Genomic DNA, 18366 nt, shown 5'->3' with positions numbered 1-18366 from the left:
GAAGTAGGTGGTTGCCTTTTCTTGCACCAATGTGGACGTCTGCCCTGTCCAGCTATCCAGATACGCATACCTTATAAGTATCGCAGAGCACAACTGGGGAGTGATACTTGTGAAAGGGTTAATCTTGTGTGCTGGACGTGGGACGCGACTGCACCCCTTTTCCTATTCGCAGCCGAAAACCCTCCTCCCTGTGGCCAATCACCCGGTCTTACACTATTGCATTCGCAAACTGCGTGAAGTGGGCATTCAAGACATTGGCATCGTGATACATCCTTCTCAATCACAAATTCCTCCCATGGTGGGCGATGGTAGTCAATTCGGGGCTACCATTACGTTTATCAAGCAGGAGGTACCATTGGGAATTGCCCATGCTGTCCAGCTAGCGCAACCGTTTTTGCAAGACGAACCGTTTATCTTGCTACTAGGTGATAATTTATTGATGGATTCGCTTCACGGGCTTACAAAAGCGTTTACGAAGGGAAAATCTGACGGTGTCGTGATGCTAAGTAAAGTGGAGAGACCACAGGATTATGGGATCGCAGAAGTACAAAAAGGACGACTAATCTCTGTAGAGGAGAAGCCACGTCAGCCAAAGAGCAACCTGGCAGTGATTGGTGCATACCTGTTTACGCCACCTATTTTCGAGTCGATTGCTACCCTACAACCATCTCCCCGAGGCGAACTAGAAATAACGGATGCGATTCAATCGATGATAAATCGCGGATTCAAATTGGCTCACTCCGTCACTAACGGGAAATATTCGGATGTGGGAACCATCGATCGCTGGCTGGAGGCCAACCAGTGGATGCTTACGAGGGAGCTAGGCAATCAACATCAAATTGGCAAAGGAACGGTTGTGAAAAATTCGAAGATTACGGGTCCCGTACGAATCGGTGATGATTGTGTGATTGAAAATTGCCAAATCGGACCGTACGTCTCGATCCAAAATGGCGTAAGCTTGAGAAATTGCTCGTATATCGAAAATAGTATTTTACTGGAAAACAGCTCGCTGCTAGACATTGCTTGGAAAATAACAAACAGTGTTTTCGGACGCTCATCGATGATGACGGGTCAATCTTCTAACAGTACAGGAGTCTTCATTGTCAGCGACAAATCGTCCATTTGCATTCCGGCAGTCAAGAGGGAGGACGTATGAATCCGACCTTTACTGTAGTCATTCCGACATACAATCGCGCCAAGTTTATTCGCAAAGCCATCAAAAGCGTCTTGAATCAAACCTCAAAGGATTGGAAGCTGCTGATCATTGACGATGCGTCCACCGATCGCACCAGAAGTAAAATTGAAAAATATATGTATCACCCAAACATTATGTATCATCGAATGGAACAAAATTCTGGGATCGGCAAAGTCATGAATAAGGCATTGTCAATGGTGGATACCCCTTATCTCGTACAACTCGATTCTGATGACTGGTTACCGAAACGAACGCTGGCTGTACTTAAAAAGTACATTCACAAAAGCAGGAAAAGCACGGCTCTCTTCTATGGGAACATGAACATCTGGAAAGTTCGGCATGGAAAATATACCAAGTCAATTAAGGTGAAGCACAAGACATTTCATAATAAATACCAGTTTCTGAAGTACAATCGCTGGATGGTTTCTCCACGTTGCTATCGCGTAGAAGCTCTACATCAAGTGGGTGGTTGGGATACCTCGGATCGATACGAGGGAAGGATTATGGAGGATCGGCGAATCATTTTGCGATTAATTGAAAAGTATCGGGTGAGGTACATCAACCAAATCCTTTACAACCGGACGAAGCATAAAGGTCAGCTCACGGATAGCAAGATGAAGTTCCGCCGAAATTATTTAAGAAAAAAAACATTCAAATATTATCTGAATAGGTGGGGCAAAAAGTACAAGGCCATCTATGGTTACAAGGACGGTTATTTAGTCATTAGAAGGCTCAAGAAAGTGAGGCGTCGGAGGCGATGAAGAAAGCTCTTGTCACCGGCTGTGCAGGTTTTATTGGGTCTCATTTGACGCAGCGGTTGTTGAACGATGGCGTAACAGTCATCGGGATAGACGGGTTCATCGATAACTACGATGTAGCTGCGAAATTACGTAATCTGGCCGAAATAGGAAAGCATCCTGCCTTCACCTTCCACTCGACAACGCTTCAGACGGGGCGTTGGGACATTTGGCTCGAGAACGTCGATGCTGTTTTTCACCTCGCTGCCTTGCCGGGTGTGAGAAACAGCTGGGGAAAATCCTTTGCTGATTATGTTAGCCATAATATTTTGGCCACACAAGAATTGCTGGAGGCTTGCTTGCAAAGACCGAAGCCACCTGTCATCGTGGTCTCGTCCTCCTCTTCGGTTTACGGGACGATGCAAGGGATCGTAACGAATGAAAATGCGCCGCTTCGCCCAGTTTCCCCCTATGGAGTGACCAAGGAAGCGATGGAGCAAATCTGCTCGGTTTATGTGAAAGCTTATGGACTCCCGGTTACCATGCTTCGTTACTTTACGGTATACGGTCCCAGACAGCGTCCGGATATGGCTTTCCATCGTTTCTTTCGCCAAATGATGAAAGGCGAGCAGGTCATCGTCTATGGTGATGGTCAGCAATCACGAGACTTTACGTATGTGACAGACGCGGTAGAGGCGAATCTGCTGGCTGCACAGCATGCTGTTCCTGGTGACATTTTTAATGTGGGGGGAGATCGGGAAATCAAGCTCATCGATGTGCTATCCATCATGGGCACGTTAATGAATCTGACCCCTCGCATCACGTATCAAAATGGGCCCGCAGGTGACTCCCTACGAACCTGTGCGGACATCCAATTTGCCCAACAGCGCTTGGGGTACAAACCAAAAGTGACGCTAGAAGAGGGTCTTCGCCATCAATTAGCAGAGATGCGTTCGCAATCGAAGGGGTAACACCCGTCCATAAAGGAGGCCAGTTGCATGCATCGGGTCCTCGTTTATCGCAGAAAGTTTCTTCCCAAGAGTGAAACATTCATTTACGAGCAATTGCTTGGACATCAAGTGGTCAAACCCGTCGTGTTGACCCGACAGCGAGCCTTTAATCAAAAACAATTTCCTTATTCGCCGGTCTATGTGCGCAAGCATATGGCCGGCCTCTCCACTTGGCTGCGACGAAAAAATTTTAAATGCCTGCATGCCCGTTTTGGCCCTGCCGGGTTAGAATTGCTTCCTTATGCACAAAAAAGCAAGCTCCCCCTGATCACTTCCTTTCACGGCTTTGATGCGACTAAGCGTGTAAAAGAAAATCCAGTGTACAGACGGTCCCTTATGCGTCTCTTTCGAAAGGGCCAGGCTTTTACAGTCGTCAGCAATCACATGAGAAAGCGCTTGATTCGTCTCGGCTGTCCTCCGTCCAAAATTACCCTTATCCGCTCGGGAATTGATTTGCGCAAATTTCCCATGCTACCGCCACAGCCCGTGGATCATGGGGAGTACCGATTGTTAAGCGTAGGGAGACTGACTGAAAAAAAGGGGATGGATACGCTAATCAAGGCGTTTACGCATGTGCATAAAAAATATCCCAAGGCGAAGCTAATCATCGTCGGTGATGGAGAAGAAAAAAAGAAGCTCAAACGACTGATTAAGAAAAACAGGCTAGGCACACAAGTCGTGCTCAAAGGAGCTCTGCCACATCGTGAAGTCCAGCGCGAACTGGCCAAGTGCCATTTATTCATCATCGCTTGCAAGACAGCGCGAAATGGCAACCAAGAGGGAATTCCCAATGTCATCATGGAAGCGATGGCAAGCGGACGCCCTGTCATTTCCACCTATCACGCGGGGATTCCGGAGCTGGTTGAAAACAAAGTGACGGGGTATCTGGTTCCGGAGAAATCACCGACTGCGCTCGGGAAAATGATAAACCGTGTACTAACAGAAAGTCACGAGTGGACACAGATCACGACAGAGGCTCGACTGAAAGTAGAAAAAAACCATGACATCCATAAGCAACGGATGAAGCTAGAAGAGCTCTATTTGCGTGTGTCGAAAAAATGATGAGGTGAAGGAATGAAAGTTGCCGTTATTGGGACCGGTTATGTAGGTTTGACAACTGCTGTTTCCCTTGCCATGAACGGTCATCAGGTGACGGGTATTGACCTCGATGCATCCAAAGTAGAAAAATTGCGCCAAGGGATCTCGCCGATTTACGAGCCGGGCTTGGATGAGGCATTGAAAAAAGTATTGGATGATGGTGCGCTTGCATTTTATACGGACCTGACGGAAGCGAAGGAAGCTGAGATTTTTTTCATTTGTGTAGGGACACCTGAAGCAGTAGACGGCACAGCCGATTTAACGTATTTACTCGGTGCTGTTTCTGACATAGAAAAGGTCCATTCGCTCGCACCGCAAGAACGCATCGTGGTAATCAAGAGTACCGTACCAGTCGGAACTGGCGAAAAAGTAGCGGGGATGCTGGCTGGCTGTCAAGGGGTATCTGTTGCATCCAACCCGGAGTTTTTACGGGAAGGGAGCGCATTAATAGACGCACTGGAGCCTTCGCGAATCGTCATTGGTGTAGATAATCCTCAGGCAGCGGCCCGCATGGAGGAACTGTACAACGGTGTGAAGGCACCGCGAGTAATCACCAGCAGAGCAAACGCAGAGCTGATCAAATACGCTTCCAATGCATTTTTGGCCACGAGAATCTCCTTCATGAATGAGCTAGCACGGTTGAGTACTGCGCTCGGGACGGATATCGTGACGATCGCGCGAGGAATGGGGCTAGACAGCCGAATCGGTCCGCAATTTTTACGGGCAGGAGTAGGCTATGGCGGCTCCTGTTTTCCGAAGGATACGATTGCGCTATTGCAGCTCGCAGCAGAGCACAATATTCACTTAAGCATTTTGGATAAAGTGCGAGAGGTGAATGCGACGCAGCCTGCCTGGTTTTTGGAGGAGCTGTGCTTGCAACTCCCTGATCTGAAAGGCAAACAAATTGCCGTTCTGGGGTTGACGTTTAAGCCGGATACGGATGACATCCGCGAAGCGCCATCGCTCAAATTGATAGAAGCACTCCTGCAAAAAGGTGCTTCCGTGAAGGCGTTCGATCCGATTGGGGTATCTGGTGTCAGTAAGCAGTTTCCACAGATCACGTATACGCAATCCGCAGCAGAAGCATGCGAGGGAGCACACGCCGCCTTATTGGTCACAGAATGGGAACAGTGTGTGCAACTGGATTGGAAGCAGGTTTATCAAAGCATGGCACAGCCGCTCTTGGTAGACGGACGAAATGCCTGGCCGAACCAGGAGGTAAAGGAAGCAGGCTTTCACTATATCGGTGTAGGGAGAAGCTGACTTTTCCATTTCGGGAAAGCTCGGCTTTTTTCTATGGAAAACGTGAAAGCGGCTGATTGATTTGAACCTGTAGGCATAATACGATAGGATACACATATGGATGATTTGACCATTTCATCTTACATGAATAACGAGGGAGTGATCACGGTGAATAAAAGCAAAACACTGCCGAAACGCAGTGACGTCCCCGCTGAATACAAATGGCGTCTTGAGGACATGTATCCCACGGATAATGATTGGGAAGCGGACGTTCAAAAAGTAAAACAGCTCACAGAAAAAATCGCAGCAATGAAAGGCTCTCTGGCTACTTCCGGTAAACAGCTGCTGGCCGTGTTGACTCTGCAAGATGAATTGTTGAAGACGCTTGACCAAGTGTACGTCTATGCACGTATGCGTCGAGACGAAGACAATGCGAATAGCCAGTATCAAGGGTTGACTGACAGAGCGACTAGCCTGAGCACGCAAGTATACGGCTCCATTTCGTACATACAGCCGGAGATTTTGGCGATTCCGACGGAAGACTTGCAGACGTGGATCAAAGAAGTAGAGGGTCTTGATCACTATCGCATTTTGTTGGATGAGATTACTCGCTTTAAGCCACATACGCTATCCGCCGAGGAAGAAGCATTACTGGCAAACATGAGTGAGCTTGCTTCCTCTCCTTCCAAAATTTTTGGGATGCTCAACAACGCTGACATGAAATTTCCGATGATCACGGATGAAAACGGCGAGGAAGTCGAGCTAACCAAGGGACGCTATACGCAGTTCATGGAAAGCAAGGACCGACGCGTGCGCAAAGAAGCATTCGAGGCATTGTACAGTACGTATGGCAAGTTCCGCAATACGATCGCAGCCTCGCTGACATCTGCCATCAAAGGGGATGTTTTCTACGCACGTACGAGAAAATATCCGTCTGCCCTGTACGCAGCCTTGTTTGCCGATAATGTGGAGCTCCCTGTGTACGATAACCTAATTGCAACGATCCACGAGCATCTTCCGCTCATGCACCGCTACATTGCTTTGCGCAAAAAATTATTGGGCTTAGATGAATTGCACATGTACGATTTGTATGTGCCGATCGTACCTGAGACGGACATGAAAATTCCGTATGACCAGGCCGTCTCAACGATTAAAGAAGCACTTCATCCACTAGGTGAGGAGTACGGTCGCATTTTGGATGAGGGCTTTTCCAACGGGTGGATCGATGTGCATGAAAACGAAGGAAAAACAAGCGGAGCCTATTCATGGGGCGCCTACACATCACATCCGTTTGTCCTTATGAACTATCAGGACAACGTCAACAACATGTTTACACTGGCGCATGAGATGGGGCATGCTTTGCATAGCTACTATTCCAATCACGCACAGCCTTACACGTATGCCGATTACAAGATTTTCGTAGCAGAAGTAGCTTCCACATTGAACGAAGCACTTCTGATGAATCATTTGCTCGAGACAACGACAGACAAGAAACAGCGCATGTACTTGATTAATCATTATCTGGAGCAGTTCCGTGGAACGGTATTCCGTCAAACCATGTTTGCCGAGTTTGAGAAAATTGTGCATGCAAAAGAAGAGCAGGGAGAGCCGCTGACAGCCGAATCTCTCAGTACGATTTACCGTGAGCTCAATGTTGCCTATCATGGTCCAGATATGGTCGTAGACAGCGAAGTTGATCTGGAATGGGCGCGGATCCCTCATTTCTATCGCGGATTCTATGTATATAAGTACGCGACTGGCTTCTCGGCCGCGACGTCTCTTTCCAAGCAGATTTTGGAGGAAGGTCAGCCTGCCGTGGATCGTTACTTGCAGTTCCTCAAGGGCGGCAGTTCAGATTATCCACTCAATCTGCTCAAGGGCGCAGGCGTAGACATGACCTCGCCAACGCCGATTGCAGAAGCATTGAGTGTCTTCAAGGAATTGCTCGAAGAACTGGAACAGCTGGTCGAACAATAACGTGGATCAAATCCAAAAGGCAGTTCAAGTCTATGACTTGGCTGCTTTTTTTGTGAATTTTCCCTCAGGATCGTCCAATAAAAGGTAACTTTCCCAGTTTTGTTGCGTATCTATTTATGCGCTGTTCGGTATTGTTATCCGTCTTGGGACGGAGATAAATTTCCACCCGCTGACTGTTTTGCAGCAGAGGTAAAAACTGGCACAATTACGCCATGAGGAATGATTGTGAAAATTTGGAGGAATTCTAGTGAAAAAACGGGCATCCATTATTCTGGCTTCGGTCATGTTGGTCGCTGCTGGTTGTTCAGCACCAGCACCAGAGGCACCGCAGCAGACAGAGGCAAAGGCGAAGGTAGTAGAGGTTGTAAAGGTCCAAAAGGCAACAAAGCCAGTGATGCTCGCAGTCACAGGGATGGTGGAAGCCAAGCGGGACGCGGTACTGTCATTTGGTACAGGCGGAACGATCTCAGCAATCTCCGCGACCAAAGGAGCAAAAATCGCCCAAGGACAGCTATTGGCCACATTGGATACGCGTTACACCCAAAAAGAAATTGCAGCAGCACAGGGGCAGGTAGAGGAAGCAGCAGCGCGGAAAATCAAGACGTTAAAGGGCGCGACAGCAGAAGCACTAGAGCAGAAGCGCTTGCAGGTAAAAAGTGCGCAAGACAGTCTGGATAAAGCAAAGCAGGACCTCGCAACAAGTGAGAAGCTGTTTGCTGGTGGAGCCATTTCGCAAAACGAAATAAATGCGAGTAAACGGGCCGTTACGCAAGCAGAGATTACACTGCGTGACGCTCAGCTGTCTCTGAATGAGCTGCAAAAAGGAGCGGAGCCGGAAGATGTCATGGTCGCCAATGCATCGATTAAAGCTGCTGCTGGTGGTGTAGACCGCGCGAAGAAGAGCTTGGATGATGCGAAAATTCAGGCGCCATTTGCGGGAACAGTCGTGGATGTAAGGCTGCAAATCGGAGAGCAGGCTTCTCCAGGTCAAGAAATTATTCGTATTGTTGACCTGTCCGATGTAAAGGTAACCTTGGATGTCTCCAATGAATTAATCGGCCAATTCCGTGAGAAAACGAAGGTGCAGGCTTTGGCAGACGATGGTAAGAAAAGTGAAGGGACCATTGCATTTATCTCTCCAGTTGTGAACAAGGATACAGGGAAGTACCGCGTCGAGATCACGATTCCGAATGCAGATGGGTACTGGCGTGGAGGAATGGCCGCGACAATTGAGGTGCCGCGCCAAGTGAATGGCTTCCTCGTGCCGCTGGAAAGTGTCGGCGTGAGTCAAACCGACCATTACGTAATGGCAGTAGAGAATGGACTGACAGTAAAAAAACCAGTGAAGACCGGTCAATTGGTCGGAGACTCCATCGAAATCGTATCTGGAGTGAAAGAAGGCGACCAACTCCTGCGCAGTGGAATTACATTCTACGTCGAAGGGCAAAAAGTAGAGGCGAAGGGAGAATAGTTGCATGAACAAAGTGATTCTCTTTTTGCTGAAAAGACAGCTAATCGTCTACTTGTTTACATTTTTGCTCGTCATTGCAGGTTTGGGTTCCTTATTCAGTTTTAATGTCGAATTGGTTCCAAAGACGAATTTCCCTGATATTAACGTAAGAATTTCCGGTGGTGCACTTCCACCAGAAGAGATGGAAGAAAAAGTAACGAAGAAAATAGAGCAAGAACTAAAGTCGATTAATGATATTAAAAAATACTCTTCTTCAACAAGTGCAGGTCACGTTAGAATCAATATTTCTGCAAATGAAGGAAAAGGCGAGCAGGTTAAGCAAGATGTACAAAATGCCGTTAACCGTCTCCGAAATGGTTTTCCGAAAGCCGTTAACACTGTAGACATCTTTCAGAGCAATATGGGTAGCGATCAAATGATTGATTTTGCCGTCGTGGGAGCAGAGCCGAAGACCATGCTAAGCTTGGCAAAAACGTCGATCAAAGATCGCATTGAAGAAGTCGAGGGAGTCAAGGAAGTAATCGTAGAAGAGAAAAGCTTCGAGAATAAAATTAACATATCCTTTTTGCCACAGAGATTGAATGCCTATCAAACAACGCCAGCGGCTATCATTTCACAGCTTCAGGATACAAACTGGAAGCAAGGGATTGGTACACTGGAGAACACGGGTTTTGATACGGTTGTCATGATTGACAATACTTATCAGACTCCGCAGGAGATAGAGGCACTGCCAATTGATACACCGAAAGGAACCGTTTCTCTGAACCAATTGGCACAAATTGAAGATTTGCGTGGAAAAGTGAAAGACTACGTCGCCCTGACAAACGGTTCCGTGTTTATTCAACTCAGCGTGACGCGGGCAGACGGCTATGACTTGATCACGACACAAAAGAGTGTAGAAGAAGTCGTTCACAAAATGAACACAGAAGCAAACGGCAAATACACAATCAAAGTCATGTTCGAAGGAGCTTCCTTTGTCGAGCATGCGGTGAGCAACCTCAGCCGGGATGTCATGATTGGTGGGGCACTTGCGATCATCATCTTGTTCGTCTTCCTTCGCAACTGGAGGGTCACACTCGTCATCGCTACGACGCTGCCGCTCTCTGCGTTCATGACGTTCATCGCGATGAAACTCGCAGGCTACAACATTGATATGATCAGCTTGCTGTCGCTGAGCTTGTCAGTTGGCTTGATCGTCGATGCCGCCATCGTCGTATTGGAAAGTATCTATCACTACCGGGAAAAGGGCGAAGAGCTGAAGCAGGCTATTATTAAAGGTACAAGAGAAGTTTTGACACCTGTGTTCACCTCGCAGCTCACGATCATCATCGTCTTTTTGCCACTTGTCTTTGCGGATTTTGAAGATTGGCTGAAACCGGTTTTGGCCACAATTGCCTTTACGGTTTCCGCTGCCATTATTTCATCGACGATCGCTGCTTACTTCTTCGTTCCCGTGTTTTCCAATCGCTTCTTGCAAAAGGATAAGCATGTTTCGTTAGAAGGAGAAGGCAAGGAACACCTTATCATTCGCGTATTCAGCGGTATTTTACAAGTAGCGATTAGACATCGGGTAAAAACGGTTTTACTTGCGATTGCATTGCTGGTTGGTTCCGCTTTCCTCACACCTTTTATGAAAATGGGTCAAGGAATTAACGCCAACGAGAATATTGTTTTTGTCAATATGAAGATGCCAATCGGTTCTAAGTTGGAAACAGCTCAAAAAGCAGCCATCACCGCGGAAACATCGCTGCGGGAGATCCCGGAGATAAAGGATGTATTCTTCTTTACTTCCAAGGAAGAAGCAACATTGTTCATTTCCTTAATTCCGAAGACGGACAGAACACGTGATAAGGACGCTTTGAACGAGGATATTAATAAGCGCCTGAATGAGACCCCAGGAATCGAATCCGTCTCCATGTCTTTCGGACAACAAGGCGGAAGCGGTCCGATCCAACTGGATGTTTACGGGGATGACATGGAGGTCATGCGGAAGGTCGCAACCGATCTGGAAGCGATGCTTGGCACGATCAACGGGCTCACCAACATTCGCAACGATTTTAAAGAAGGAAAAGAAAAAGTTACGTTGCTGCCAAAACAAGATGCGCTTACTAGACTGAATGTCGATCACCGTTCACTTTTGCAACAAATGAGCGTGTTAATCGGCAGCCAACACATTACGTCGATCACACAAGATGGAATTGAAGTAGACGTCGTTGCCAAGATGCCGGACAACTGGCTGAAGCACCCAGATCAGCTCAAAACGATTACGGTTACATCGAAAGACGGGGCAGCAGTGCCTTTGGCAGATCTGGTGGTGATGGAGTACAGTAAGTCTCCGATTACGATTGAGCGTAAAGAAGGAGAACGCATCGTGACGGTTTCTGCCGAGATGCTGGGAAGTGAACTAGGGGCAGTAGGCCGTGAGATTGCTGAGAAATTGCCAAACGTGCCTGTTCCAGCGGGTTATAAAGTGGAAATCGCCGGTAAATTGAAAGAGCAAAGCACGAACATGAGTCAAGGGATATTCGTATTCTTAGGTGTTCTGGCTCTGATTTACGTCATCATGGTTGCCCAGTTCGGGCGGATGTCTCAGCCGTTTATCATCATGCTGACCATTCCAATGGCCTTGGTCGGTGTTGTGCTTGGCTTCGTCCTTACACAGCGGACATTCGGTGAAATGGCGATGATCGGGATTATCATGCTTGTCGGTATCGTCGTATCCAACGCGATCCTCTTGATCGATAGGATCAACCTGCTGCGCAAACGTGGAATGGAAACCGCAGAGGCGATTATCCAAGGAACGAAGGAACGTATTCGTCCCGTTATTATGACAAAGCTGACGGCGATTCTCGGGATGCTGCCGATGGGTCTTGCCATGGCGGAAGGCTCAGATTTGGAAGCGCCACTTGCAACAGCCGTTATCTCCGGCTTGATTTTTCACACGGTCGTAACACTAGTACTCGTTCCTGTCCTGTACTCCCTTTTTGAGGGGGCGAAGGCAAAAAGACTGGCAAGAAAAGAGGCTCGTCAAGCGAAGCGCGAAGCAAAACGAGAGGCAAAACAAAACAAAGACAAGAACGTACCTCCGACAGAGGTATAGTGATTTGCAAGAGAAGGGGAGCATATGCTGTACCCCTTCTCTTTTGCTTTTCCTTCATCTGAAAGTTCTGTAGAATAAAGAGATCAAGATACATACATGAGTGAACCATGAAAGGAGCATGCATATGGATCTATTTTTGCAAGGAAAAGCGGCTCTGGTACTCGCCTCGTCAAAAGGATTGGGGAAGGCAACAGCGCAGTGCCTCGCCCAAGAAGGAGCGAATGTCACGATATGCGGTAGAGATGAAGCTGCTCTGGAAATCGTTCGTGCAGAGATCGAACAGGCTACTGGAAAATCACCTCTTGCCGTAATAGTGGATGTGACAAAGGAAGAAGATATCAAGCGAGTTGTCGAAGAAACGGTCAAGCATTTTGGCAGCGTCGATATATTAATTAACAATTCAGGTGGGCCTGCAACAGGCAGATTCGATCAGCTCACCGACGAGCAGTGGATGCAAGCCTTCCAGCTAAATTTGCTTAGCTATGTACGTGCCATTCGTGCTGTTTTGCCGCATATGCGAGCGAACCAGTTTGGCAGAATCATCAACTTTGCCTCCTCGTCCTTTAAACAGCCAATTGAGAATTTGATTCTGTCCAATACGTTTCGTACTGGAGTATTGGGCCTTTCCAAGACGCTTTCGTCAGAACTCGGACCAGATGGGATTCTGATTAACACCATCGGGCCGGGCAGAATTGCGACGGATCGGGTGGCACAATTGGATGGACTTACCGCAGAGGCGAAGAGCATCAGTGCAGATGAAGTTAGGGAAAATTGGGAGAAGCAAATCCCATTGGGCAGATACGGTCAGCCTGACGAGTTTGCTCGTATGGTAACGTTCTTGGCTTCGCCTGCAAACAGCTACGTGACAGGTCAATCCTTCCTCATCGACGGTGGCTTGATCCGCGCGATCTAATAAAAGAGAGGGGAATTCCTTTGAGTAAAGAGAGCTCATTTGATATCGTGTCCAAGGTAGAGTTGGCCGAAGTGAACAATGCGATTCAGACCGCATTAAAAGAAATAGAAAATCGCTTTGACTTCAAAGGGAGCAAGAGCAGCATCTCCTTGGAAAAGGAAGAGCTTGTCCTCGTCTCCGATGACGACTTCAAGCTCAGTCAGGTAAAGGACATTTTGCTTGGGAAGCTCGTCAAACGGGATGTCCCGATCAAAAACCTCGACTACGGCAAAATAGAACCGGCAGCGGGTGGTACTGTCCGTCAGCGTGCCAAGCTGGTGCAGGGGATCGACAAAGACAATGCGAAAAAGATCAACAGCATCATCAAAGATACAGGACTCAAAGTGAAAACACAGATTCAAGACGATCAAATTCGCGTGACGGGAAAAAGCAAAGATGAATTACAGCAAATTATCAATGCAATTCGCAAGGCTGATCTGCCTTTGGAAGTACAATTTATTAACTATCGATAACTACTAGAAAAGTTTTTACTTCTAACTCTCTTCATTCTCGCATATGCATGTACAAATAAGTGACAAGCACTTGCGAAAGGGAGAGTAGAGACATGAAGGTCTTTATTATCAGTATGCGCAATCTCATTTTGGGCGGAATTGTTTTCCTTGTAGTACTGGTGGCGGGCATCGTACTTCTGGTCAAAGACCCTCTGAGCGTCTCGGACTCTTATCGACCATCGGATCCAGCTGCCGCTGTTACAGCGAGCGCTCCCATGAACCAGCCAGCAGGGGCAGAAAAGCCGGCGGTGAATATGGAGGTCAAGGTGGATGGGACAACGGCAGAGGTATCCTTGCTAACACAGAACTTCACGTTCGTCCAGGATAATGGCGAATTGGCCGAGGCCCCAGTCTTTGGAGAGGGACACGCACATCTATACCTGAATGGCGAACCAAAAGGGATGATTTATCAACCAGAGTTTTTGCTGAAAAAGTTGCCCAAGGGAGAGCATGAAATTCGCGTAGAGCTCAACTACAGCAACCATCTGCCATACAAGATAGAGACTACGAAAAAAATCGTTGTGAAGTAAAACAGATCGCGTTCCAGATAAGGGACGCTTTTCTTTTTGGGAGGAAGGAAAAGAAGGAGCGTAATGGAAAAAGAAGGGATTGTGGTGAAAAAGAAGAATCCTACAGAATAGTCTGAATGTTTTGGGGGGTGCTTGTATGATTCATATGACCACAATCGGCAACATGTTAGACGACACAGCCAGTAAGTATCAGAAAAAGGAAGCGCTGGTTTATCACGAGCGAGGGCTTCGCTATACGTTTGGAGAATTTCAAGCGATATGCAATCAAGCAGCGCGAGGATTTATGTCTCTTGGGATTCAAAAAGGGGAAAATATCGCGATTTGGGCAACCAATGTGCCTGAATGGGTGATATCACAATTTGCCACAGCGAAAATGGGCGGTGTACTGGTAACGGTCAATACGAGCTACCGGGTACATGAACTGGAATATTTGCTACGTCAATCAGAGTCGACGACGCTTCTCTTAATGGATTCCTATCGCGATGCGAATTATCTCGCCATGATTCAAGAGATTTGCCCGGAATTGCAGACCTGTGAACCTGGAGCGCTTCAATCCAAAAGGCTTCCGCATTTAAAAAATGTGATCTATCTAGGGGATGAGCAACAACCCGGAATGTTTTTGTGGAGTGATTTGCTCGAACGTGCTACATGGGTCACGGAAGAAGAGCGGATGGCGCGCCAGGCGACGCTCTCACCAGATGATGTCATCAATATGCAGTACACATCCGGGACGACTGGCTTTCCAAAGGGTGTCATGCTGTCGCATGTCAATATCGTCAACAATGCCATCAAGGTAGCGGAATGTCAGCGGCTCGGGTTAGCGGATAAGGTGTGCATTCCGGTTCCGTTTTTCCACTGCTTTGGCTGTGTGATGGGGACTTTGGCATGTGTGGCGACAGGTGCGACGATGGTTCCTGTCATCGCCTTTGATCCTGGTGTGGTCCTTGCGGTTGTGGAAGCCGAACGCTGCACAGCATTGTACGGTGTACCCACGATGTTTATTTCGGAATTGAACCACCCGACGTTTGCCGAGCGTGACCTGAGCTCCCTGCGAACAGGCATCATGGCTGGTTCTTTATGTCCGATTGAGGTCATGAAGAAGGTCGTCGATCAAATGGGAATCCGTGACATTACGATAGCGTACGGACAAACCGAAGCTTCTCCTGTCATCACACAAACCGTCCCAGAGGACTCTCTCGAGCGAAAAGTATCGACTGTCGGTCGTCTGCACGCAGAGGTGGAAGCAAAAATCATCGATCCCGCGACAGGTGACATTTTGCCGCCAGGTGTACAAGGTGAGCTGTGCACGCGTGGCTACTTGGTCATGAAGGGCTATTACAATATGCCAGAGGAGACAGTCAAGACAATCGATCACGAAGGCTGGCTACATACTGGAGACTTGGCTACCGTAGATGAGGAAGGCTACTATCGGATTACCGGCAGGCTCAAAGACATGATCATTCGCGGAGGGGAAAATATTTATCCCCGTGAAGTGGAAGAATTCCTCTATACGCATCCAAAAGTGTTGGACGTCCAGATCATAGGGGTACCTGATGTCAAATATGGCGAGCAGGTGCTGGCGTGCATTCGGGTAAAGCCTCATGAAACGTTGTCGGAGGATGAGGTGCGGGACTATTGCGAAGGGAAGATCGCTCATTACAAAATCCCTCGCTACATACAGTTTGTAGACGAATACCCGATGACCGCTTCCGGTAAAATACAAAAGTTCAAGCTGCGGGAGCAAGCGCTGGAGCTGTTTGGGCAAAACAATCCAAACCAGACGGGAACTGCATAGGATGAGGTTCAAGCGCTAGGGAGATGCTCCTGGCGCTTTTTTTAGATAGTTCTTTACTTTCGAGCAACTCTTGACTAAGATAAGTGGAAATCAAAATAGGAGAGGTGCAGCCTAGCATGGAAGTTAGATTTTTGGGACCAGACGATGCAGAAGAGTTGGTAAAGATTAGACTGGAAGGGCTGCAAACAGATCCAGAAGCATTCGGCTCTACCTATGAAGAGGCAATGCAGGTATCGATGGAAGAGTGGCGGCAAAGACTTTCTCAAGGGGAGTCAGGTGATAGCGGTTATTTTGGTGCATTTGTGGAAGGAGAGCTGGCTGGTATCATCGGTTTTTTCCGCCACAGAGGGCTGAAAGCGAGACACAAAGCTTCGATCGTCTCCATGTACGTTCGTGAAGCGTATCGCGGGACCGGTGTCGCAAAAGCTCTTATGCAGGCAGAGCTAGCCTACTTGAAGGAGCGGGGAGATATCGATACGGTACAGCTCGCTGTCGTCACGACCAATCCGGCTGCCATTCGTCTCTATGAGAAAATGGGCTTTCTTCCATATGGTTTAGAAAAGCGTGCACTAAAAAACGGCGATCAATACTTTGATGAGAGCCACATGTATATTCTTCTTTAGAAAACATGAAAAAGCGAAGGCACTCATTAGTGGATGCCTTCGCTTTTTCTATTCGCAATGCGATGGAGGGAAACTTAACGACTTGCCTCGTATGCAGCGATCTTATCTTCGTACTGTAATGTAATTCCAATATCGTCGAGACCATTCAGGAGGCAGTAACGACGATAGGAATCTACCTCGAACGGGTAGGAGAGACCTTCATTGTCACGAACGACTTGTTCTTGCAAATCGATGGTCAATTGATAGTTCGGCTTGCTTTCGGCACGGTTGAACAGCTCATCGACTTGCTCTTCGCTCAACTTGATTGGCAGGATGCCGTTTTTGAAGCAATTGTTGTAAAAAATGTCCGCAAAGGATGGAGCAATCACACAGCGGAAACCATAATCAAGGAGTGCCCATGGTGCATGCTCACGGGAGGAGCCGCAGCCAAAATTGTTGCGGGCAAGAAGGACAGTAGACTCCTTGTACGCAGGCGTATTCAGAATGAACGAATCGATTGGCACACCATCGACAGTAAAGCGCCATTCGTAGAACAGGAATTGACCAAAACCGCTGCGCTCAATGCGCTTCAAGAACTGCTTAGGGATTATTGCGTCCGTATCTACGTTTACACGATCGAGTGGGGCTACCACTCCGGTGTGGATGACAAATGGATTCATTGGAAGACCTCCTTGCTAGCGTTCTCGCTTTTCCATTCTCGAACATCGACGAAGTGACCTGCGATTGCTGCTGCTGCTGCCATTTCCGGGCTGACCAGATGTGTCCGTCCGCCGCGTCCTTGACGTCCTTCGAAGTTCCGGTTAGAGGTAGAAGCACAACGCTCACCCTCGGACAGGATATCCGGATTCATCGCCAGACACATGGAGCAACCAGATTCGCGCCAATCAAAGCCAGCTTCTTGGAAAATGAGGTGCAAGCCTTCTTGTTCAGCGAGCTGCTTAACTGCCTGAGAACCAGGAACGACCATCGCGTGTACGGAAGGGGAGACCTTGCGTCCTTTTGCCACTTCGGCTGCTTTGCGCAAGTCCTCGATCCGACCGTTTGTACAGGAGCCGATAAAGACGCGATCGATTTTGATTTCGCTCATCGGAGTGCCAGGTGCAAGGTCCATGTACGCCAGAGCATCCTGTGCCGCTTTGCGCTGTGCGACTGTCTCGAATGACTCAGGGCTTGGAACTGTGCTCGTAATATTCGTACCCATACCAGGGCTCGTTCCCCACGTCACTTGCGGTGCGATCTCGGCTGCCTCGATTTCTACACAGGCATCAAACACAGCGCCTTCGTCCGTGCACAGCTCTTTCCAAGCTTCGACAGCTGCAAGGAAATCTTCCCCTTGTGGAACGAATCGCTTGCCTTTCAGGTAGTCAAACGTAATCTGGTCAGGAGCGATTAAGCCGGCACGAGCGCCACCTTCAATCGTCATGTTGCACACAGTCATGCGTTCTTCCATGGTCAGGTTGCGGATCGCAGCGCCTGTGTATTCTACGACGTAGCCAGTTGCAAAGTCAGTTCCGTATTTTGCGATAATCGCCAAAATTAAATCTTTTGCACTGACACCGAATGGCAGGTCGCCGTTTACGCGTACTTCCATGGTTTTTGGTTTGGATTGCTGCAAGCATTGTGTCGCGAGTACATGCTCCACTTCACTGGTACCAATACCGAAGGCGAGGGCACCGAATGCTCCGTGAGTAGAGGTGTGGCTGTCACCGCAGACGATTGTTTTGCCTGGATGTGTGAGCCCGAGCTCAGGACCAATGACGTGAACGATCCCTTGATCTGGGCTGTTCAGATCCGCGAGTGTGATCCCGAACTCCTCACAGTTCGCCGTCAAGGTTTCCATTTGTTGACGAGAAATCGGGTCTTTGACATTAAAACGGTCAGCAGTCGGTACATTGTGGTCCATCGTTGCGAAGGTAAGCTCTGGACGGCGTACTTTGCGGCCAGCCAAGCGTAGTCCTTCGAAAGCTTGCGGTGAAGTCACCTCGTGAACCAGGTGCAGGTCGATATACAAAAGGCTCGGCTTGCCTGCCTCTTCGTGAATAGCGTGACTGTCCCAAATCTTTTCAAACATTGTACGGGCTGTCATCATGTTTTCCTCCTTCGTTCAAAAACTCTTAACAAGGT

The 18366-nt window shown here is 48.2% G+C and carries 15 protein-coding genes; 13 read left to right on the top strand and 2 right to left on the bottom strand.

Annotation, left to right across the window (positions count from 1 at the left end):
- Positions 1-109: 109 nt before the first annotated feature.
- The 13 genes from HP570_RS12495 to HP570_RS12435 all read left to right on the top strand — a co-directional run bounded on the left by HP570_RS12495 (position 110) and on the right by HP570_RS12435 (position 16242).
- The gene (locus tag HP570_RS12495; RefSeq protein ID WP_012686201.1) at positions 110-1156 is read left to right on the top strand and encodes a glucose-1-phosphate thymidylyltransferase; all 1047 of its coding nucleotides are present in this window, start codon (positions 110-112) and stop codon (positions 1154-1156) included.
- Complete coding sequence (locus HP570_RS12490) at positions 1153-1956, top strand: glycosyltransferase family 2 protein (protein ID WP_012686202.1); 804 nt, start codon at positions 1153-1155, stop codon at positions 1954-1956. Before HP570_RS12495 ends, HP570_RS12490 begins: the two co-directional genes overlap by 4 nt.
- Complete coding sequence (locus tag HP570_RS12485; RefSeq protein ID WP_173625974.1) at positions 1953-2903, top strand: NAD-dependent epimerase/dehydratase family protein; 951 nt, start codon at positions 1953-1955, stop codon at positions 2901-2903. Before HP570_RS12490 ends, HP570_RS12485 begins: the two co-directional genes overlap by 4 nt.
- Positions 2904-2930: 27 nt before the next feature.
- Positions 2931-4004, top strand: coding sequence for a glycosyltransferase (locus HP570_RS12480; protein WP_173625973.1), 1074 nt, complete (start codon positions 2931-2933; stop codon positions 4002-4004).
- A 12-nt stretch (positions 4005-4016) separates the two neighbouring features.
- Positions 4017-5303: a UDP-glucose dehydrogenase family protein gene (locus tag HP570_RS12475; RefSeq protein WP_173625972.1), complete on the top strand. Its 1287-nt coding sequence runs from the start codon at positions 4017-4019 to the stop codon at positions 5301-5303.
- A 96-nt stretch (positions 5304-5399) separates the two neighbouring features.
- A complete protein-coding gene (gene pepF, locus HP570_RS12470; RefSeq protein WP_173625971.1) occupies positions 5400-7259 on the top strand; it encodes an oligoendopeptidase F in 1860 nt (619 codons plus the stop codon).
- 247 nt (positions 7260-7506) lie between these two features.
- On the top strand, positions 7507-8730 hold the full coding sequence (locus HP570_RS12465) for an efflux RND transporter periplasmic adaptor subunit (RefSeq protein WP_087350245.1): 1224 nt from the start codon (positions 7507-7509) through the stop codon (positions 8728-8730).
- Positions 8731-8734: 4 nt separating this feature from the next.
- Positions 8735-11830, top strand: a complete 3096-nt coding sequence (locus tag HP570_RS12460) for an efflux RND transporter permease subunit (protein ID WP_173625970.1) — start codon at positions 8735-8737, stop codon at positions 11828-11830.
- A 124-nt stretch (positions 11831-11954) separates the two neighbouring features.
- On the top strand, positions 11955-12743 hold the full coding sequence (locus HP570_RS12455) for an SDR family oxidoreductase (RefSeq protein WP_173625969.1): 789 nt from the start codon (positions 11955-11957) through the stop codon (positions 12741-12743).
- Between the two features lie 20 nt (positions 12744-12763).
- Complete coding sequence (locus HP570_RS12450; protein ID WP_012686210.1) at positions 12764-13255, top strand: YajQ family cyclic di-GMP-binding protein; 492 nt, start codon at positions 12764-12766, stop codon at positions 13253-13255.
- A gap of 92 nt (positions 13256-13347) precedes the next feature.
- Positions 13348-13824: a hypothetical protein gene (locus HP570_RS12445; protein WP_012686211.1), complete on the top strand. Its 477-nt coding sequence runs from the start codon at positions 13348-13350 to the stop codon at positions 13822-13824.
- A gap of 136 nt (positions 13825-13960) precedes the next feature.
- Positions 13961-15619, top strand: coding sequence for an AMP-binding protein (locus HP570_RS12440; protein ID WP_173625968.1), 1659 nt, complete (start codon positions 13961-13963; stop codon positions 15617-15619).
- 116 nt (positions 15620-15735) lie between these two features.
- Entirely contained in the window at positions 15736-16242 is a 507-nt protein-coding gene (locus HP570_RS12435; protein WP_173625967.1) for a GNAT family N-acetyltransferase, read from the top strand.
- 74 nt (positions 16243-16316) lie between these two features.
- Here HP570_RS12435 and leuD read toward each other — a convergent pair whose 3' ends face one another.
- Together leuD and leuC are read right to left on the bottom strand one after the other, a co-directional pair.
- Positions 16317-16901, bottom strand: a complete 585-nt coding sequence (leuD, locus tag HP570_RS12430) for a 3-isopropylmalate dehydratase small subunit (RefSeq protein WP_173625966.1) — start codon at positions 16899-16901, stop codon at positions 16317-16319.
- Positions 16898-18328 (bottom strand): 3-isopropylmalate dehydratase large subunit, encoded by a 1431-nt coding sequence (gene leuC, locus HP570_RS12425; RefSeq protein WP_173626149.1) that lies wholly within the window; start codon positions 18326-18328, stop codon positions 16898-16900. The genes leuD and leuC overlap by 4 nt, the downstream gene beginning before the upstream one ends.
- Positions 18329-18366 lie beyond the last annotated feature (38 nt).

Source organism: Brevibacillus sp. RS1.1, from assembly GCF_013284365.1.
Classification (GTDB): Bacteria; Bacillota; Bacilli; order Brevibacillales; family Brevibacillaceae; genus Brevibacillus; species Brevibacillus brevis_D.
This window is presented reverse-complemented; position numbering and strand designations above follow the sequence as displayed.